Annotated in this window: 20 protein-coding genes; 9 read left to right on the plus strand and 11 right to left on the minus strand. The window is 60.7% G+C overall.

Going from position 1 to position 19442, the window contains the following annotated elements:
• Nucleotides 1–18 precede the first annotated feature (18 nt).
• Nucleotides 19–651 carry an alkyl hydroperoxide reductase gene (locus B0G69_RS29075; RefSeq protein WP_121323338.1) on the minus strand — a complete coding sequence of 211 codons (633 nt, stop codon included), beginning with the start codon at nt 649–651 and terminating at the stop codon, nt 19–21.
• Between the two features lie 165 nt (nt 652–816).
• Nucleotides 817–1020: a hypothetical protein gene (locus B0G69_RS29080; protein WP_121323340.1), complete on the minus strand. Its 204-nt coding sequence runs from the start codon at nt 1018–1020 to the stop codon at nt 817–819.
• A gap of 759 nt (nt 1021–1779) precedes the next feature.
• Between B0G69_RS29080 and B0G69_RS29085 the strand changes: the two genes are divergently transcribed.
• Nucleotides 1780–2901 carry a hypothetical protein gene (locus B0G69_RS29085; RefSeq protein WP_121323342.1) on the plus strand — a complete coding sequence of 374 codons (1122 nt, stop codon included), beginning with the start codon at nt 1780–1782 and terminating at the stop codon, nt 2899–2901.
• Between the two features lie 561 nt (nt 2902–3462).
• On the opposite strand, the gene B0G69_RS29090 is transcribed toward B0G69_RS29085, so the two are convergent.
• From B0G69_RS29090 to B0G69_RS29100, 3 genes are all read right to left on the minus strand, one after another.
• Nucleotides 3463–4254 carry a DUF2182 domain-containing protein gene (locus B0G69_RS29090; RefSeq protein ID WP_121323344.1) on the minus strand — a complete coding sequence of 264 codons (792 nt, stop codon included), beginning with the start codon at nt 4252–4254 and terminating at the stop codon, nt 3463–3465.
• Between the two features lie 57 nt (nt 4255–4311).
• A complete protein-coding gene (locus tag B0G69_RS29095; RefSeq protein WP_121323346.1) occupies nt 4312–4914 on the minus strand; it encodes a DUF1326 domain-containing protein in 603 nt (200 codons plus the stop codon).
• A gap of 731 nt (nt 4915–5645) precedes the next feature.
• Nucleotides 5646–6026: a helix-turn-helix domain-containing protein gene (locus tag B0G69_RS29100; protein ID WP_121323348.1), complete on the minus strand. Its 381-nt coding sequence runs from the start codon at nt 6024–6026 to the stop codon at nt 5646–5648.
• Between the two features lie 88 nt (nt 6027–6114).
• Here B0G69_RS29100 and B0G69_RS29105 point away from each other — a divergent pair, with 88 nt between their 5' ends.
• Nucleotides 6115–6441, plus strand: coding sequence for a nuclear transport factor 2 family protein (locus B0G69_RS29105; RefSeq protein WP_121323350.1), 327 nt, complete (start codon nt 6115–6117; stop codon nt 6439–6441).
• Nucleotides 6441–7220 (plus strand): SDR family oxidoreductase, encoded by a 780-nt coding sequence (locus B0G69_RS29110; protein ID WP_121323352.1) that lies wholly within the window; start codon nt 6441–6443, stop codon nt 7218–7220. Before B0G69_RS29105 ends, B0G69_RS29110 begins: the two co-directional genes overlap by 1 nt.
• A 451-nt stretch (nt 7221–7671) precedes the next feature.
• On the opposite strand, the gene B0G69_RS29115 is transcribed toward B0G69_RS29110, so the two are convergent.
• The 6 genes from B0G69_RS29115 to B0G69_RS29145 all read right to left on the minus strand — a co-directional run bounded on the left by B0G69_RS29115 (nt 7672) and on the right by B0G69_RS29145 (nt 14647).
• A complete protein-coding gene (locus B0G69_RS29115; RefSeq protein ID WP_158608994.1) occupies nt 7672–8121 on the minus strand; it encodes a CPBP family glutamic-type intramembrane protease in 450 nt (149 codons plus the stop codon).
• 115 nt (nt 8122–8236) lie between these two features.
• Nucleotides 8237–9259, minus strand: a complete 1023-nt coding sequence (locus B0G69_RS29120) for an IS30 family transposase (RefSeq protein ID WP_121322128.1) — start codon at nt 9257–9259, stop codon at nt 8237–8239.
• Between the two features lie 326 nt (nt 9260–9585).
• The gene (locus B0G69_RS29125) at nt 9586–10113 is read right to left on the minus strand and encodes a hypothetical protein (RefSeq protein WP_121323356.1); all 528 of its coding nucleotides are present in this window, start codon (nt 10111–10113) and stop codon (nt 9586–9588) included.
• A gap of 402 nt (nt 10114–10515) precedes the next feature.
• Complete coding sequence (locus tag B0G69_RS29130) at nt 10516–12144, minus strand: PQQ-dependent dehydrogenase, methanol/ethanol family (RefSeq protein WP_241991563.1); 1629 nt, start codon at nt 12142–12144, stop codon at nt 10516–10518.
• A 385-nt stretch (nt 12145–12529) separates the two neighbouring features.
• A protein-coding gene (locus B0G69_RS29135) for an IS3 family transposase (protein WP_199731125.1) occupies nt 12530–13707 on the minus strand; the annotation gives its coding sequence in 2 pieces (ribosomal slippage) (nt 12530–13440 and nt 13440–13707; 1179 coding nt in all).
• A 631-nt stretch (nt 13708–14338) separates the two neighbouring features.
• Nucleotides 14339–14647: a hypothetical protein gene (locus tag B0G69_RS29145; RefSeq protein ID WP_121323943.1), complete on the minus strand. Its 309-nt coding sequence runs from the start codon at nt 14645–14647 to the stop codon at nt 14339–14341.
• 77 nt (nt 14648–14724) lie between these two features.
• Here B0G69_RS29145 and B0G69_RS29150 point away from each other — a divergent pair, with 77 nt between their 5' ends.
• The 6 genes from B0G69_RS29150 (at nt 14725) to B0G69_RS29175 (ending at nt 19374) form a co-directional block, all read left to right on the plus strand.
• Complete coding sequence (locus B0G69_RS29150) at nt 14725–15210, plus strand: DUF1643 domain-containing protein (RefSeq protein WP_121323360.1); 486 nt, start codon at nt 14725–14727, stop codon at nt 15208–15210.
• A 35-nt stretch (nt 15211–15245) separates the two neighbouring features.
• Nucleotides 15246–15725 (plus strand): hypothetical protein, encoded by a 480-nt coding sequence (locus B0G69_RS29155; RefSeq protein ID WP_121323363.1) that lies wholly within the window; start codon nt 15246–15248, stop codon nt 15723–15725.
• Nucleotides 15726–15873: 148 nt separating this feature from the next.
• Nucleotides 15874–16110, plus strand: a complete 237-nt coding sequence (locus B0G69_RS29160; protein ID WP_147440785.1) for a hypothetical protein — start codon at nt 15874–15876, stop codon at nt 16108–16110.
• Nucleotides 16111–16336: 226 nt separating this feature from the next.
• Nucleotides 16337–17197 carry a helix-turn-helix transcriptional regulator gene (locus B0G69_RS29165; protein WP_241991503.1) on the plus strand — a complete coding sequence of 287 codons (861 nt, stop codon included), beginning with the start codon at nt 16337–16339 and terminating at the stop codon, nt 17195–17197.
• A 103-nt stretch (nt 17198–17300) separates the two neighbouring features.
• Nucleotides 17301–17837 (plus strand): GNAT family protein, encoded by a 537-nt coding sequence (locus tag B0G69_RS29170; RefSeq protein ID WP_121323369.1) that lies wholly within the window; start codon nt 17301–17303, stop codon nt 17835–17837.
• 313 nt (nt 17838–18150) lie between these two features.
• Nucleotides 18151–19374, plus strand: coding sequence for a YeeE/YedE family protein (locus B0G69_RS29175; protein WP_121323944.1), 1224 nt, complete (start codon nt 18151–18153; stop codon nt 19372–19374).
• Nucleotides 19375–19442: the final 68 nt, after the last annotated feature.

The following is a 19442-nucleotide window of genomic DNA, read 5'->3' on the forward strand; positions in this document are numbered from 1 at the left end:
TGCAGGTCGGTGCTACGGCTAGCACGCCGCGCGCAGTGCCGCTCTCATGCTCATTTCTATGTCGTGAAGTCTCGCGCCGAGTTCATCAAAGCTGCTGCGCCCCTCGCCGAATAACTCGCCGTTCATGTAGATCGTCGGCACAACGCTAACATCACGCGCCGACACCTCACTTTGAAAAAGCCCTCCGTCGATCGTAATGTTGTGAATCCGTGAATTGATCACCGTCATCATGTTCAGCGCTTGCACAACGTCCACACAGCTTCCGCAAGATAGTGAAATGAAGGTCTCGAAATAGTATTCACGTTCTAGCGTTCGAATCCGTTCAATGGTCGTACGGTCGGCTATTACGGGATGTCCTCCCACCTGGAGTATTGCAAGGACAAGGGACGAAAATTCAGGCCCTGTTGGAGTGGCGGCAAACCGAATGCCGGGTTTTGCTCCCGCCTGCCCGATTGAAAATGATGGCTTGCGTTCCTCGCCTTGCTGCTCCTCGATTACCGTCACCAGATCTGTCAACGACGCGATTTCGTTCAACATCGTCAGCATCTCGGGCGATTTTTGACTACCGTCCTGCGACACGATCAATTCGACAGGTCTACGGATGTTTCGCAGATACGTCTGCAGCTGTGACCTGAGACTGGTGTTTAACATGGCTCGATCCCCTAACGACCTTCACAAGGTTAGATGAAGAAGTGCAGAAACTGAAAGAAATCTGAACGGAACGTGCAGCGCCTTCTGCCATTTGGATCAAGAGGTTGCCGGGTGATGCTCCCTCGGAACGTCAGTGCTCTCTGTTGCGCTATCGCACATATTCCCTCAGTGGCCGCGCTGCGGCAGCGCCAGCAGCACGAGCTGCACGCTGCGGTTGCTCTGGCTGTCGACCGGGCGCCCGGTGAAGATCGGAAGGTCGGTCTCGGGCAGCTCGGCGACGAAGATGCGCGAAGCGGCGATTCCGCCTTCGGCAATCAGGGCACTGCGCACGACCTGTGCGCGCCGGGCCGCCAGGTGCGCTGCCGACAAATCTGATGGGGCTCAGTGCTTCACGACTCATCACCAGGCGCTTCGTCGCTGTGCGACTGTGCTCCGCCTGCTTGAGGGGGCCGCTCCTGAGAACGTTGAGCAGCGGCTTTGTGCCTTATAGCAACACAAGTGACGATGCCAGCCGCCGGCCATTTCCGTAAATTCTTCACATCGCCTCAGCTTCGATCGGGAGTGAGGAATCTGGGTCGTGAACGCATTTGGCTACCGACGCCGCGATGAGCTTGGCGCAATCAAAGGCTGGGAACGACCCGTTGCCGTCATTCGACCGCCGCTTACGAAGGTCCGTACAGCGACAAGCAGCAGCCAGTCGCAGCAATCATGCTGGTCCGATTGCCTGTGTGACCCAACATGTGTGGCTCACTGAACTCCGGCCATGTCGCGCAGAGCCGGCAAAGTCTGCAGCGCAAAATTGCGGCCGGCATGTCACCACCACCTCTATGGAAGCTTCAGATTCATTACGGGTATAGCGTCCACGTAATGCAGACCATAAATAAGTTTTACTTTCCGATTTTTCGTCGTGCCGCCATTGTGTGAGCCAGACGACCAGTCTATAGCCACAATTCATGCGCTGGCGGCCGCATCCGTGGGAGACGTGGCTATCTCTTGAGATGACAATTTCTTAAGCCTCCTTAAGAATTGTTCACTGATCCTCCTCGTTCAGGAGTGTATATAAGTTTCAGTGCTCTAGCCGGTCCCTAGACCGACGGTCGAGCCAATAAACGGAAAGGAGACGAATCAATGGGAAAGCGCATAACGACCTTGGTTTTGCTCGCTGCGGCCGCACTGGCCGGCTGCGGAGGCGGAGATAACGTCAGCGCACCGACACCGCCAAAGCTATTGACGAACATCGCCGTGCCCAATGCTTCGAGCCCACCATTCAGTTTCGATATTGGCTACGTCGAGGCCGGTAAGTACTTTCTTGCCGACCGCAATAACAAAGCAGTCGACGTCGTGGACACTAAATCGAACACGTTGATCGCACAGATTCCGGGGCCGTTCATCGGTGCTGGCGCCACAACAAATGAGTCCGGTCCCGACGGAATTGTAGGTATCACCGGCACGAACACGATCTACGTCGGCGACGTCGACTCAGTTAAGGTGATCGATACGGCTGCACAAAAGACGGTCAACACGATCGCCATCAGTAATTCTGGATCGCGCGTCGATGAGGGTTGCTACGATCCTGACGATCATCTCGTGATGTATGCGAGTCCCGGAGACTCGCCCCCGTTCGTCACGTTCATTTCCACGCTGACACAAAAGGCGGTGGTAAAGCTTCCTTTCAACGGTTCGTCGGGGCTCGAGGCGTGCACATACGATCCTGCCTCGAAGAGCTTTTTGATCAACAATGACGGGACCTCTGCCAATCCCGATGGCGAGCTCGATGTCATCACCGCCAGTTCTGCAGTGGCGGGCAGTCCTTCTGTCAGCAAATCGTTTCCACTAGGGAAATGCGGACCGGCGGGGATCGTGCTTGGCCCGAATAACGACGTGCTCGTTGGATGCGATCCGCCGGCCGGCGACCCGCTCGTCACGCTGATCCTCGATCGTGCGAGTGGCGCAATCCAAGCCAGCCTGCCATTTGGCGGGGTGGATCAGGTCAGTTATGATCCGACTTCCAACCGCTATTTCCTGCCGGCTCGGCACTACGTCACGAGCGGTACCGCTGCAGCTTCAGGATTTAGCCCGCAGATGGGCGTAATCGATGGCGCTTCACGGCAGTTGCTCTTTAAGGTTCCGGTGGGCACCGGGGCGCATTCTGTCGCCATCGACAGCGCGCTTGGGCAAGTGTACGTGCCGTTCCAGCCCGGCGCGGCAGGATTTCCCAACGGGGGCATCTCAGTGTTCTCGACCCGCTAAACTTTCCGATGTGGGTCATAGTCAAGCGAGCCGGATTGGATGACGATTGCCGCAGACACGTTCAACTATGGTTGGATGGGGCGCTTCCACCGACGCTCCACGATCCGATGGCTTTCGGGTCTGGAGCGCCGGTGGTGACCGGCTTTCATCGCAGCTGGAACGGTCGTTCGCAGGCGCGTCCGGCATGGCTCACTTTGGCCGAACGCGGCCGACGGCGAACGCACCGGATCGACCCCTCTCAGCCTCTCGCGTTCTCGCGCATCGAAATGTCAGTTCCGGCGTACAGCGGTCATCGAAATCGCAAGAATGTCCGGCGGGCTATCGGCCATTCGCGCTGGTGGGATTACGGCGACGGCCGTCCCGGCAACGAGCGGATGGATGTAGGTGCGGAACCGCAAGCTGGGAGTTGAATTCCTGTTCATGCAAAGCTCGTTGGCGTTTGTATGGCATAAATGCCCTGCCGATGGCTCTTGCCGCCTCTTGAATGTGATGGCCTACTGCGAGCGGACCCCCGTTTGTCTGATTCATACCTGCAATCACACACGGAGAGCTGGCGAGACCTCATACATGCGTTGCGGCCAGCACCGCTGCCCCTGCCAGCAGCGCCACGCCAAGCGGTGCGCTGAGTTGCCGTCCCCAATTTACGTTTTTCTCGATCGCCATGACCGCGGCGAGCAACAGCATCCAGCCGAGGCTGCCGGCACCCACGACGAACATCAGCAGCATCAGTGCCCAACAGCAGCCCACGCAGAACAACCCATGGCGCAGGCCCAGCATGAAGGCGTGCCGCTCGGGTGCACGGCCGCGCCAACGGCTGATCACGAAGCTCAGCGGCGTGCGGCACTTGTCGAGGCAGCGATACTTGAGTTCGCTGAACTGAAACGCACCGGCACCGGCGAGCGTGGCCACCCCGATCAGCCAGCCATGCCATGCCAGCGCCGGCACCCGCGCGATGCCCGCGAGGAGCAGCGCGTGCAGTGCGTGCGCCAGCAGTCCAAATGCGCTCCACGTTGCAACGTAGCCGAGGCCGAGAAGGAACAGCAGGCGTGCGCGGTCCGGCCGGACCGCGACGACACGGTCGAATGTATTAAACAGCGACACCGTGGTGGGGAGCATCATTGCCAGAATCATCAGCGTCCACGACAGCGCGTAGAGTACGGCCGGCACGATCAGCGAGCCTCCGGGGACAGCACGGCACAGCGGTGCTGCAGGCCCGGATGTCGTCCAGTCGCCGTGGTCAAGGTAGCGTCCGTAAGGGCTGCGTGTCCAAAGCCACAGCGTGAGCCAGGCGAACGTCACCAGGCAGGCAAGTACCAGCCGGAAGACGCGTTGATGACGCGATAAGGAGGGCATGATCGGCTCGGGCACTGGGCGATGCGAGGGCGCGGAGCGGCGCAGCCGGCGGCGCGATCAGGCGTCGAACACGAAGGTGCTCTGCAGGGCGTTATGGTCCTTGAGGTTGAGATCGATGCCTAGCGCAGCATTCTTCGAGTGGTAGACCGGCGCCTTGCTGACGAACACCGGCGCGCCAGGAACCGTCGAGAAAACGGTGTCCGACAATGTAGTCTTTGCGCCGCTGGGACCAAGGTAAGGCTCGAGTTCTGCGTGGTAGTCCGCGCCGATCTGGAGCGTTCCCTTGCCACCGATGACATCAAAGGCGATGGGCGCGCGCTCGACTGAAACGACGGTGCCGAACAACTGCGCCAGGTCGGCGACGGGACCGCCGGCCTGGCCGGTGTAGACCTTGATCAGCGCTTCCTCCTGCGCCTTCGAGGCGTGGTCGCTGATGTAGATGGCCACTTTCCAGTTGCCCTTCAGCACATTGCCTGGGATGTTGCACACCGTTGCAACCGTATTGCCGGCTACATCGACGCCTTCGACCGTGCCTTGGTCGATGTGCCAGGCATTGATCGATTGGCAGGTTTCGAAATCCGGATCTTCGCCGATCCAGCAAGGGCACAGGACACGGCAGTTGCAGACCTCGAGCAGACGACCTTCAAGGTGGTAGTTCATTGTTTCCTCCGCTGGACACAGTCGACGAAAACTGCGCGCCGCCTCGTCGACATCGGTCGACACCGTGTACTTCGCCCCAACAGGGCTACGGAAAGAGCAGATTGCCGGCCTATGGCAAGCAGAACAAGCAACTCCGGACAGCGGCGCGCCATTCTTCAAAGTGTAGTGGCCCGATAACCTAAATGACAGGAACCCACTAACGCGAACAGGATCAAGGTGTCCAATGATCGAACGCCTTGAGAGGCAGTAGCCGCTCGTGGCCACGCGCCGTCACGCAGTACACGGGCTCATGGTTTGCGACGTTGGCCGCATACCGTCACAGCGCTAAGCCGCTCGGTGAGCGCATCTCGCGAATCGCGTGACGATTCGTTGAGCTACGGAGTTTGAGCGGCGCAAGACTTCGGGGGAGCGGCAAACTGCTGTGGGGCGAACCCCCGTTTTGGACCGGGAATCCGTCGCATTGGACTGCTTTGCGGCACAGACCTGACGATCGGATGTCAGCGCTGGAACACAAGCGAACGGCGCTTGTTGGCCGAACCCAGTCCCACAGGTCACCTTTGTGATGGCTGAACGCCGCCTATCGCGACGGGCCGCCCTCGAACCCGATGCAGCCGCTCGGACAAGATTTACGACCGTGCGCTCCGGGAGCGACACGAGACGACCGCGAATAAAACGTCGGCCTTCATCTCGTCGACAACCCACAGAATTCGAATTCTGGGGAAACGGCTTTGTCAGCCCTGGGCACGCACGCTTGACGCTGCCGCTGCCGCTGCCGCTGCAAAGTCTTCACGGCGCTCCGCCCATTTCAGGATCGCATCCAGTGCTGGGCACAGCGCCTGGCCCCAGTCGGTCAGGCGGTAGTCCACCTTCGGAGGCACCTGGTGATAGACCGTACGCGTCACAATGCCGTCCTCTTCGAGGCGGCGCAACTGCTGGGCGAGCATTTTTTGCGTGATGCCAGGGATCAGCCTCTCGAGCTCCGAAAAGCGCCGCACCTGACCACCGAAAAGGTGAAACAGGATCACCAGCTTCCAGCGTCCTTCGAGCAGCCTGAAGGCGGCTTCGACGCCGATTGCGGCGGTCGCGGGAGTGTAGGCTTTTCGGTTGGACACGGCTTACTTACTTTTTAGTGCGTTCTTGCGATGTGGTAACTATAGCGCCATCATTGGGACGTGCAAACGTGACGTTCAGGAAAAGTCCATGAGCATCATCCTACCGCCGCCAGTGGATGCTTATCTGAAGGCAGAAACCACCAGCGACACCGCTCCTCTTGAGAACTGCTTCGCTGCCGACGCCGTCGTGCGCGACGAGGGCCGCACTATCGAGGGGCTCGAAGCCATCCAGGCCTGGAAGAAAGACACCAAAGCCAAGTACCAGTACACCGTCGAGCCGCTGGACTTGTCCGAGGATGGCGCCGCCGTGACGATGCGCGCCAGGCTCACGGGCGCCTTCCCCGGTAGCCCGGTCGAGCTGACCTACACGTTTGTCCTGGCCGACGGCAAGATCGCGTCTTTGGAGATTCACTGATGAGCGCGGCACTCGAACTTCTGGGCCTCCGGGCGCTTGTTACAGGCGGGACCAAAGGCATCGGGAAAGCCGTTGTCGCACACCTTTGCGAGGCGGGAGCGAACGTCCTCGCGACAGCACGTTCGCGTCCTGATGACCTTCCCGAAGAAAGATTCATCGGTGCGGACATCACAACGGCCGAGGGTTGTAAAACTATAGTCGACGCTGTCCTCGAACGGCTTGGCGGCGTCGATATGATCGTGCGCGTGGCGGGTGGCTCATCTGCGCCAGCGGGTGGCTTCAGCGTGCTCGACGACGACGAATGGAACAGGGCATTGAGCCTGAACCTGTTCCCGGCAGTGCGCATCGATCGAGCACTGTTGCCCGCAATGGTCGAGCAGCGCTCGGGCGTCATTATTCACGTCACGTCGATTCAGCGGCAGTTACCGTTGCCGGAGGCCACGATCGCCTATGCCGCCGCCAAGGCTGCCCTGTCGAACTACAGCAAAGCCTTGTCCAAGGAGGTCAGTCCGAAAGGCATTCGCGTTGTGCGCGTTTCCCCCGGCTGGGTCGAGACGGATGCCGCCGCGGGGCTCGTTGCTGAGATCGCCCGGCGGAACGGCATCGACACGGAAGGCGCCCGCAAGATCATCATGGATTCGCTCGGCGGCATTCCTCTCGGCCGGCCGTGCTCTCCGCGGGAAGTGGCAGAACTCATTGGCTTCCTCGTCTCTGCGCGGGCCGGCGCCATCACCGGTACTGAGTACGTCATCGACGGCGGAACGGTTCCGACCGCCTGATCTGAGCCGCTTGCCCTGCGGCCGCGGTGTCGAGCGTTTCTGCCGGCAGGCGCACAGCCACGGCCAGGCTTCCTCTGCGCTGCCGTATGCGTGTCCTGTTAGTCGTCAGGACCGGGTGGCGACGGCGTCTGCTTCGTCGAGCTTCTCTGGCACACTTCATCACCTGTGTGGGTTTGTTGGTTCGGAATGACTCGCAGCGGGTGTTGGCTTTTCTCGAACCGGATACGGACGGTCGTAAACTTTGTTTGAGCGACCAATCTGGCCGACCTGTACCCGACAGCGATCGGCCGCAGGCGAACCCGCAACCGCCGTTCGGCGCTCTCAGAAGGAGACATTCGCGACCGTGTTTGTTCTTTCACGACAAGAGCGCAATTAACCGGAAGAACGTGTGGAGCGCGCGACTTTAAACAGCACGTTGATTCGCCGTCGTCAGGCCCACAATCATTCGTATTCAAAGAACGAACCTCGTGAGCCCTGCCGTTACCCAATTTCGCAGAGCGTGGACTGCAAGAGTCGCTAAAAATGGATGCCCAGCTCTTGCGTCTTCAATCGCAAATACCGATCCCAGCACCAGCCCCACGAAGAACATCATGGATATATACAAGGTGCTGTAAGTGTGGCCCAGCCCAAAGAAAGCGGCAGATAGCACTATTGCCATTCCGGTCGGGAGACGCAGCTTTTTTAACAGTCGAATGCAAGCCCATTGCGTTACTGCCGTCTCAAGCAGCGGCGCTAGTATGCCGCCCAGCACAATAATCTTGATGGGATCATTCTTTCCCCATCCGGGGCCGCCGGGCACCGTTCCAGGATGAAAGACGGCGAAAGTGATGATTGGTACGGACACAACGTAAGTGGATACGAAGGCGAGCGGAATCAGTCTTGCCGTTGGCAGTTCGGTCAACAACCTCACCAATCTTTGAGCATCTCGATACGCATTATTCGTTTCTTCTGTTGTGCAAAGGGGCAGCAATTACGCCCCGACTCGGCGGTTTCAAGGGTGAAGCGCAACAGCGGGATTAATGTTTAGAGCGTTGAGGTTGACTTGCTGATGCGAGGGTCGCGGCGAAGACCTCGAATGGTGAATGGAAGTTGTGAGTTGCACGAGGCCGGCTATTCAGGCTGTCGGCGATGGCGTCGAGTTCGTCCTGACTGTAGACCGAAAGGTCTGTGCCTTTGGGCAGATACTGCCGCAGCAGCCCGTTGGTGTTTTCGCAAGTGCCGCGTTGCCAGGGACTGTGCGGGTCGCAAAAGTACACGTTCACGCCGGTTGCGGCAGAGAGCTCTTTATGGCGCGACATTTCTTTGCCCTGGTCGTAGGTGAAGCTCTGGCGCAGTGGCGCGACAATCGAATTGAGTTTGGCGGAGAAGCCCGCCAGCGCCGAAGCTGCGGTGGCGTCTTCCATCTTTGCGAGCAGCACCAGGCGGCTGGTCCGTTCAACCAGAACGCCTACCGAGGACTGGTTGCCAGCGCCCTTGATGAAGTCGCCTTCCCAGTGTCCGGGCAGCAGCCGGTCCTCGATTTCGGGCGGCCGCACATGAATACTGACCATGTCGGGAATCTGTCCGCGCCGGTCTGTGCCGCGTGTACGCGGTATGCGCGTGCTGTGGCCATGGCGCAGGCAGGCAATGAGCTGGCGGCGCAGTTCGCCGCGCGGCTGGGCGTAGATGGCCGTGTAGATGGTTTCGTGCGAAACCTGCTGGGTCGGGTCAGTCGGATACATACGCTTCAGTGTGCCCGATATCTGCTGGGGTGACCATTTCCACTCCAGCAGGGTGAGAACGATACGCCAGCAGACGCTTTGCAGGCAAAGCTTTGTGGGGCGGCGGCTCGCGGTGCGGCGTGAGGCGCTGAGCGCTTCAGCCGGCACCGATGCGTAGCCTGCGGGAGAGCTGTTTCGCGTCAGTTCACGGCTAACGGTGGCCGGCGAGCGCCCGAGTATGCGGGCCATGGCCCGCATACTCGAACCCTGCAGATGCAGGCTTGCAATGATGAGGCGCTCTTCAGGTTGAAGTTGCTGGTACTGAGTTCTTTCGTGCATCGCAACACCTTATACGGAACGGTGTTGCACTTCAGATTTGAGGCCGCCCTCCTATTTCTGAAGGTACCGCTCCTCAATGCGCTTTCAGTCACCTCCTCGTCTGGACGATGTGCGCCGATCATGTGTGGGGCGTTCAATTGTCGACGATTTAACTGACGAAGTCGAACGTCACAAACTGGTCCGAACGCGGCCGACCGCGAACGCACCAGATCGACCCACAACGGACAGTCAACATTCCCGACAGCGGTCATTGGCGACACCAACTCAGCGGCAATTCGCCCAAATACGCAAAATAGGGGTTGCTTACCGACATCCAACTGATCGAATCAACCCGCCAGTTGTTTGGCAATTTTCTGAACCGATGGGATATTCGGAGCGCTTTGCGCTGGCAGATCATGCGGACACCACGGATAGGGCAGTTTCCGCACCCATTCGAGAATCGATTGGCCTAATTCTCCGGGCAGGTTTTTCATCTCTTCGATGGTTATTTTGAGCTTCGAGACCCTTCCCGATCGATCTTGACAAACCCATTCGTATCTACCGAAACCCACGCGTGCCGCACCTGATGCCTTCTCGGTCATGCATACGAGCCAATTGCAACGGAATGTGTTTTCATCGTCTGGCGGTGTGCCCATACACAACGTGTAGATGTTCTCGTAGCGCTGCGCGAACTGACTTACTAAAACAGCTGAAATGCTATCCAAGCCCTTAACCAATGTCGGAAACGATATCTCTTCGGTTTTGACTTCTATCACAAGCTCGGCATCAACCGTGAATGCGCTACGCATCAAATGCGGCCGGTTTCCGTCTTTCGCACAGATATAAGTCTCGATCGATTGTCGTAGCAACGTCATGTCGGCATCCAGAAGCTTAGGGGTATTTCGTAACGAGTTTACCGTGATGGGCTCACGCGACCATTGATGCCCCTACGGCATTGCGGACATGCCGGAGTTCACAGATTCGTCAACTAGGTTCAAGAGCACAAATTGACGACATACACGAATGTCTCTTCGTGGCCGCATCGTGCCCAACGCGACCGGCACCACGCGACCCCACTCCCGCCGTTCGGCGCGGCGCCGCGTCAACGGCTGCTTCGCGGAGTATTCCCGACCTTCGTCACGCCATCCAAGCGTGCGGGCCACACTCCGGTGGCGCAACGGGATCTTCGAGCCAGCAGCATGGAAGACCGACACGCTAGACCGTATGCGACGCCGCCTGGCAGTTGGAGAGCCGCTAACGCAGGCAGTGCGTGTGCATTACGGCAGCGCGAACACAACAATCGCGTCGCCGCGCTTGTAGTCGAGTAGCTGGTTGCCGCCCGCCGCAACCGCCACATATTGCTTGCCGTGCACCGAGTACGACACCGCTGGGGCGTTGACGCCGGCGCCGCACTGGAACTCCCACAACTTCTTGCCGGTACGCGCATCAAATGCGCGAAACAGGCCGTTGCCTTCTCCATTGAAGACGAGATTGCCCGCCGTCACCAATACGCCGCCGATCAGCGGCTGATCGGTTTTAAACGACCAGACGATCTTCCCGGTGTCGACGTTCACCGCCGCGAGCTTGCCCCACTGCTGCTCGTTCGGAATGGTCTTGAATGAACCGCCAAGCCACATCTTGCCGCCGCCCGGATACGGCGTGTCCTCGACCTGGTACGTCAACGGACGATGCAGGTTGGCCGCATACACGAGACGCGTCTCGGGGCTGTACGCCGTGGGAGACCAATTGACTCCGCCGTTCGCACCCGGCAGCATGTGCGCGCCCTGCGGCGTTGGCGGCGTCCACATGTTCTCTTGCGGGATCATCGCCGGCGAGAAGCGGATTAACTGGCCCGATGTGCGATCATGCACATAGACATGCCCGGTCTTTCCGGCATGGATTACCCCAGATACCATGCGTCCGTCGCGGTCGCGCACATCCACCAGGATCGGCGGGCTCGCCGCGTCGAGGTCCCACACGTCATGCGGGATGTACTGGTAGTGCCACTTGTACTTGCCGGTGTCGAGGTCGACCGCCACCATCGAGTCGGTAAACAGATTGTCGCCGGGACGTATTGCGCCATAAAAGTCAGGCGATGGGTTGCCAACCACGAAGTACACCGTGCGCGTTTTCCGGTCGATCGCCGGTGTCATCCACACGCCGCCGCCGAGCGTCTTGTAGAAGTCGCTACCCTTCTCAGCAAGTTGCTTCTTCTCGGCATCGATATTGCGTTTAAGGTCCCGGCCGGTCGCATCCCTGGTCGCCCACACGCCTTCCTGTCCGGATTCGGGAATCGTGTAGAAGGTCCAAAGCAGTTGACCTGTGTTGGCGTCGAACGCTTTCACGAAGCCGCGAACGCCGTACTCACCCCCGTTGGTGCCAATCAGTACCTTGCCATCGACCACAATCGGCGCCATCTTCTCGCTGTAGCCTAGCTCGGGATCGCCGACCTCGGTTTCCCACAGGAGCTTGCCAGTCCCGGCGTCGAGCGCAACCAGCTTTGCGTCGAGCGTGCCCATGAAAAGCCTGTCGCCGTATATCGCCACGCCGTGGTTGGTTGGCCCGCAGCAGAAGGAAGTAACCCGCCCCAACTTGTGCTGGTAGTGCCACAACTCCCGGCCGGTCGCTGCATCGATCGCGTACACATGATCGAACGATGTGGTCAGGAACATCACGCCGTTCACCACCAACGGTGAGGTTTCCAGTGGTCCGTTGACTGCTGTCTGGAAGACGAACGCCAACTTCAGCTTCCCCACGTTGGTGGTTTTGATTTGCGCACCCGGATAGTATCGCGTCTGGGCGTACGAGCCGTTAGGAAGCAGCCAATCCGCCGCATCGGACGCTGCAGTGTCCAACTGGCTTTGCGTGACGGTCGGGTTCGGCGACACTAGCGTCGACAGATGCATATCGGCCGACCCGCCGGTGACCTCGGGCCCGGCAAGGGCGCCGGCTGACGTCACCGTCAGCGTAGCCAGGAAGGCGAATACGAACGCGTTGTGCTGCATAGCGACCTCCTCGGGACGAGGAAACGTTCGGATCCGACCAAGGACAGAACAACCCGATAAGTTTAGGTTGCGTGTACGACACCGACAAACTTCAATAAACAAAAGACATGAAGACCCGGACAAGCCGTCGCCCCGGCGCGGCCTTAACGGCGGCTTCCAGGTTCAGCTGACGTTCGAGTGTCCTTGCGGATGCACGGGCGGATGACCGTACCTGGCCCGAACGCGGCCGACGGCGAACGCACCAGATCGCCCCATCTCAGCCGCTCGGTATCGAGCAGTGTAGTGGTCAAGTTATTTCGGACAGGCTGATAGGTTCTTTTACTGTCGGTTTTGCCTCGTAGGCAACGGGCGACAGATAGCCCAAAGTCGAATGCAAGCGTACTGCGTTGTAAAAACCGACGATGTACTGGTTGATGTCGCGCCGTGCTTCATCGTGGTTGGCGTACTGACGCTGCCACACGCGCTCCATTTTCAGGTTCAGGAAGAACCGCTCCATTACCGAATTGTCCCAGCAATTTCCTTTGCGGCTCATACTGCAAACCACGTGATGCTGCTTGAGCAAGGCCTGGTATTCATCGCTCGCGTACTGGCTGCCCCGGTCCGAATGCAGGAGCAGGCCTGACGCTGGCCGACGCTGCTGCAGCGCCATGGTCAGTGCCGAAATGACCAGTGCGGCCGGCATGGTCGGCGCCATGGACCAGCCGACCACCTTGCGTGAGTACAGGTCCAGTACGACCGCCAGATACAGCCAGCCTTGCGCCGTGCGGATATACGTGATGTCCGAAACCCACGCGCGGTTGGGCTCGGCGACCTCAAATTTCCGGTCGAGCACGTTCTCCGCGACAGGTAGCGTATGCCTGCTGTCGGTCGTCGAGACGAACTTGCGCTTCCAGCTCGTGCGCAGGCCCGCTTCGCGCATCAGCGTCCGCACCCGGTAGCGACCAATATGCAGCCCATGCTCCCGCAGCGCATGCATCACACGGCGGCTGCCATAGCTCGCGCCACTGGCGACGAATGCTGCCTTGACGTGGGTCCGCTCCTGCAGACTCTTTGCACTCGGCTTAGCGCGCTGGTGCGCATAGTAGCCAGAGCGACTCACCTCCAACACCCGGCAGGCGTGACTGACCGATACGGCCTCCTGTTGCAAGTGAGTTACCACGCGGTAACTCACTTCAGTTCCCGGGCAAAGAAGGCCGACGCTTTTTTTAGCAGCGCATTGTCCTCGCGCAATTGCCGGTTCTCCGCTTCAAGTTGCCGGATGCGCTGCTGTTCCGCCGTCAACGGCTTGCCCTCGCCGGGGCCGCCCGCACGCTCTGCGTCGTACTGGGCCACCCAGCGCCGCACGGCTGTCTCAACAAGGTCCATCGACCGGCAGACTTCGCTGACCGATAACCCCTGGTCCCGTACCATCCGTACCACTTCCAGCTTGAAGCTGGTGTCAAATTGTCGGCGCCTTCTTGTCATCCTGCTCTTTTTCCTCGTCGATTCCGGATTGTCCCCCTATCGACCTGTCCGAGGAAATTAGACCACTACACAGGTCTTATGTCTCTTCCAAGGTGCAACTGCCGTTCGCCTCTTACCCCGCGCTTCTTAAGCAGGCTGACCAGAAATGCGCGGCTGGATTCACACAGTGCCATTTCTTCGCCGGAATCGGCGTCTGGTCGCCCGCGCTTCGACTCGCCGGATGGCCTGACGATCGACCTGTTTGGACCGGTTCCTGTCCGTGCCAACCTTTCAGCCAGCAGGCAAAGGAGTTGGGTTTGCTGACGAGCGGCACCTCTGCCCGGCGTGGCACCACCTCATCGGCGAGTGCCGCCCTCCAGTCATCTTTGGCGAGCAGGTTGTAAGCAAAGACGTCTCCCCTTGGATCGACCTTGTTTTCGATGACCTGGAAGCCTTGGTATACGCAGGCGCCGCGAACCCTTTTCCGTCTGCGGGCGTCGGTGCGCCGCACATCCGAGACCGTACGGTAACGCGATCAACGCGCAAGCGGCAGCAGCGTTCATCCGCGCAGCGCGCGAAGCAGCGCAACAATGAGTGAAGACACCATGACTACTAATACGACGCAGTGCCGAGCACTCTTAAAGGTAGGCAGTCAAATGCGCTGCAGATCGTCAATGCATTTTTCGACATGATCGCCAGGGACATCCGTGTTGATCCCGTCGTGCCCGTCGGTGTGGGCGACAGACACAATTTTCGGCCCCAGATACCGTGTGCCGCCGAGAGTAAAAAGGGACCAAACAGCATCTCCCCGACGGATCGCGGCGATGACTTCGTCCACCTCGACAATCGAGGTGGGGGACAACCAGTCGCGCGTCGACGGGTCGACGGGACCCCAGCGCACGTGGGTAATCCTGTCGTTCGCCGGGTTGATGCGAATGGCGTCTATAGCGAGAGTGGTCACATCCACCTCCATCGTGTTGATAAAGGGATGTCAGCATTATGCGCCGCTTCTTTTGCCGGGGATCAGGAGGATCAGTCGTGAGCGCCGTTATCAGCCCTTGCGGCACATATCGCTATCGCTTGACGCGCGGCGCTGAATCGCTTGCGCCAGTCAAGTCGACGGCCCTGTTCATCATGCTCAATCCGAGCACCGCCGATGCGCAGCTCGACGACCCCACCATTCGCCGATGTCGCGGCTTCGCGAAGCTGTGGGACTGCAATGGCCTCGCTGTTGCGAACCTCTGCGCGCTGCGTTCGACGAATCCAGCGGCGCTCTGGACGCATCCTGACCCGGTCGGCCCCGATAACGACGATTACCTGTGGAACTTCGCCTGCGAGTGCGGCGATGTTGTGTGTGCCTGGGGCTCGAATGCAAAGCCCGAGCGGGCCGCTCGTGTCGCCAGCATCATGCGTGACGCCGGAGCTCGGCTGTGGTGCCTCGGTACGACGAAGGACGGCTCTCCGCGCCATCCGCTTTATGTTCGCGGCGATCAACCGCTGATCGATTGGCGCCCGCGCCCATGACCACCAAACCTACGATTCCCGAAGCAGGAGCGGGAATGCAACAACTGACCGACGCGCAATTGCTCGAGCACTTCGAGATGCCGGGTCTCAATCTGGAAGCGACGCTCGATGCGCACGATCTCGGGCTTCTGCTGACCGGCATCCGCTCGCTTCTCTCCGCAAACAAGCCTGCCGCGCCTGAAGGTTGGAGGCTGGTGCCGGTTCAGCCTACGCCCGAGATGGTCCGCGCCGCAATCGACTGGGCATCGAATGCGAGTGTCGTGACGTTTGCTGAAATCTACTGCGCCATGCTCGCCGCCTCCCCTGACGCGCCCGCCGCGCAGCCAGCCGTCGATGCGGGTCGCGAGCGGGCCGACGCGACAGTGTTGGTCAGCGCCCTCGAGGGGACGCCAGGATTGCTCGTCGCGATGCTGCACGAACCTCGCTGTCGAGCAGCGCCGCGGCAATATTTCGCTTGCGCAAAAGATTCTTCAGCCAGCCGGAAAGACGCTGGGGGATTGGGCAACGGAGTATGAGCGCATCTGCATCGAAACGCGGAACGGGACGGCCGCCACGATCCAGACCGTAAAGGCGGGAATCCGAGCGGTCCGGTCGGCGCCGTTCATCGGCACACACCTGCGCGCGATCACAACGGCAGAGGTTTCGACTTTCATTAAGGACGTGGTGGAGAAGCGCGGCGCACAAATGGCGGCTCTCATCGCGAAGACGCTCAGCGACATGATGCGCGAAGCGCAGACGTGCGGGCTGATCGACACGGGCAAAAATCCCGTGACAGTGACGCCGGTGCCGAGTTTCGAGGTCGAGCGATCCAAGCTGACGCTGGATCAGTTCTGGCTCGTTTACGAAAGGCGCAGGAAGCGGATCCGTGAGTTGCGCGTAGTTTCGAGCTCGCGCTATTGACCGCTCAACGACACGAGGATATCGCCGGAATGACGTTCGCGGATGTTAGGACGAGCATGAACGAAATGTATCGGGATACGCGCGGCGCAGGATGGGTCGAGGTTAAACTGGCCGGGTAATAATTCCAGACGAATTCCAGACTCTTTATGCGGGGCGGGCACTTCCGGGCATCTGCATTACCTCTCAGGTAATGGATTGCTCGGATGCTTTGGCTATCATCAAAGGCATGAACACACTTTCCCTTGCGCAAACGGTTCCTTCGCACGCCTGCGCGGCCGGTCGTACGGTCGGCGACCTGCTGCGCGAATGGCGGCAGCGGCGCCGTATGAGCCAGTTGCTGCTCGCCACTGAAGCCGAGATCTCGACCCGGCATCTGAGCTTCGTCGAATCGGGCCGCGCGGTACCTAGCCGGGAAATGGTCATGCATCTTGCCGAACGTCTCGACGTGCCGCTGCGGGCACGCAATGCGCTGCTGGTCGCGGCGGGTTATGCGCCGCTCTTTCGCGAACGTCCCTTGTCCGATCCGCAACTGGCCGCCGCACGCGAGGCCGTCGAGCTGGTACTCAAAGGCCACGAGCCCTACCCTGCGCTCGCGATCGACAGGCACTGGACCATCGTCGCGGCAAACAACGCTCTCGCGCCGCTGCTGACCGGCGCCGCTCCCGAACTGCTGAAGCCGCCGGTCAATGCGCTGCGACTGAGCCTGCATCCGGACGGCATCGCGGCGTCCATCGTCAACTGGCATGCGTGGCGGGAGCATGTGCTGGCGCGGCTGCAACGGCAAATCGACGTAAGCGGCGACGAGACGTTGAGCGCGCTACGCGACGAGCTGGCCGCGTATCCCACACCGCCGGGCGCGGATGCGGCTGACAAGGACGACACCGCCGTCAATCAGATCGCCGTGCCGTTGCGGCTGCGCACGCCGATCGGCATGCTGTCGTTTTTCAGCACGACCACCGTGTTCGGTACGCCGGTGGACGTCACGCTCTCGGAACTTGCCATCGAGGCGTTCTTTCCCGCGGATCAGCAGACCGCCGTGGCATTGCGCGAGTTTGCCGAAAGCCAACGCGCGGAAGCTCAACGATAGTCTTTCCAAAGCTTTTGCGCGATATCGGAAAAGAGGCTCGGACCTCGGGCCTTCTAGCTCCCGGCTATTGTCACGCCAGTCCCCCGTAGAGAGGTAGGAAGCGATGCCCTTGAACGACGCCGCCATACTCGTACGCCAGCTCGGCCCCACCGACCGCGAGGCCTATTTCCAGCTTCGTCTACGCGGGCTGAAGGCGCATCCGGAACTGTTCGGCCAGAGTTACGAGGAAGCGCTGGCGAAGGGAGCGGCGCAGCACGATGCGAGCTTGCAGGGCTTGCACGCCGCCGAGGGTGACTTCCTGCTGGGCGCTTTTCTATCGTCCGATACACCGCTGATCGGCGTGGTCGGATTGGCGCGCAACCCGCGCGAGAGGGAGCGGCACAAGGCAGCGGTCGTCGGCATGTATGTCGCGCCGGAAGCCGCAGGCCGCGGCGTCGGGCGCGCGTTGCTCAACGAGTTGCTGGCGCGAGCGGAACGCGTCGACGGTTTGCGGCAACTTCAGCTGATGGTCGACAGCAGCAACGAGGCGGCGCGCAAACTCTATGAGTCGGTGGGGTTTCGTCAATACGGCCGCGAAGTCGAGGGGCTGAATGTCGATGGCGTTTTCTACGACACTGATCTGATGATGCGGTTTATGTGACCGAGGCGGACGTGCGGCGCGCACGGCCGCTTCGGTCCACCGACGAGAGCCGCGCCCGGCGGTGCCGGTGCAGGGCCGCGCGTCTGAGTGCCGAAGTTCGCGCGTGAGATGCCAGTAGTTGAGCGCCCGGACACCCATGCGTTCAACGCCCGGATTTCAGTGCCGCCTGCGCCCGGCGCCTCAACCGGCCGCCCGTCCCCAGCGCAATCCATGCTATCTTTTTTAATTACCTTTTCCGGTCACACCCACCTCGAATTGTCTCCCCGGCCGCCTTCGGGTGGCCTTTGATCAGCCGTTTGTCAGTCAACTCACCATGTCCGACCTCTCGACTCCGCTCCCACCCGTGCCGCGCCGTTTCGATATCAATCCGAAACCGCTTGGCGCGGCACTCGTTCTCATCGCGCTCGGCGCGATCTATCTGGCGCAAACCGTCAATGGCCGCCAGGCCGCGCTCTACATCGTCGGTGCCCTGCTGGGGATGTCGCTTTATCACGCCGCGTTCGGCTTCACGTCGGCCTGGCGGGTCTTCATCGCCGATGGCCGCGGCGCCGGATTGCGCGCCCAGATGCTGATGCTCGCCTTCGGCGTGTTGCTGTTTTTCCCGGCGCTCGCCGCCGGCACGCTGTTCGGCCATCCGGTGGTCGGGCTCGTCGCCCCGGCCGGCACGTCCGTCGTGGTCGGCGCGTTCATGTTCGGCATCGGCATGCAGTTGGGCGGCGGCTGCGCGTCCGGCACGCTGTACACGGTGGGCGGCGGCAGCACCCGCATGCTCGTCACGCTGGCAGCGTTCATCGTCGGCTCGGTCGTCGCAACCGCGCATATGCCGTTCTGGACTGCGCTGCCGTCGCTCAAGCCACTGTCGATGGTGACGACGCTCGGCGCAGGCTGGGCCATCGTGCTGAACCTGATCGTTTTCGCGGCCATCGCGTCGCTCAGCGTGCTGGTCGAGCGGCGCCGCCATGGCCGGCTGGTCAATGAGACGACCCGCCAACCGCACACGTCGCCGTGGCTGCATGGCCCGTGGCCGCTGTTCGTCGGCGCGATCGCCCTGGCTCTGCTCAACTTCGCCACCCTTGCGCTGTCGGGCCGTCCGTGGGGCGTGACGTCGGCGTTCGCGCTGTGGGGCGCCAAGATTTTCGCGGCCCTCGGCATCGACGTGGCCAACTGGCCGTATTGGGCCGCTCACGCGAATGCGGGCTCGCTGGCCGCCCCGGTTACACATGACGTCACGTCGGTAATGGACTTCGGCATCATCCTTGGCGCGATGACGGCTGCGGCGCTCGCCGGCCGCTACGCGCCGGTGTGGAAAGTCCCGGCGCGCTCGCTGTTCGCGGCGGTGGTCGGCGGCCTGATGCTGGGCTACGGCGCCCGTCTGGCCTATGGTTGTAACATCGGCGCGTACTTCAGCGGCATCGTGTCAGGCAGCCTGCACGGCTGGCTCTGGCTGGTCGCCGCGTTCGCCGGCAATGTCCTCGGCACGCGGCTGCGCCCGGCGTTCGGTCTCGAAGTGGAACGAGTGCGCCGAACGGGTTGCTAGGTGTTACAAAGATCGTTACAAATGCGGCTTCATTTGTAACTGGGGCCGCTCCACCACGTTACATTCTC

Origin of the sequence: Paraburkholderia sp. RAU2J (genome assembly GCF_003634845.1) — a bacterium.
Lineage (GTDB): Bacteria > Pseudomonadota > Gammaproteobacteria > Burkholderiales > Burkholderiaceae > Paraburkholderia > Paraburkholderia fynbosensis.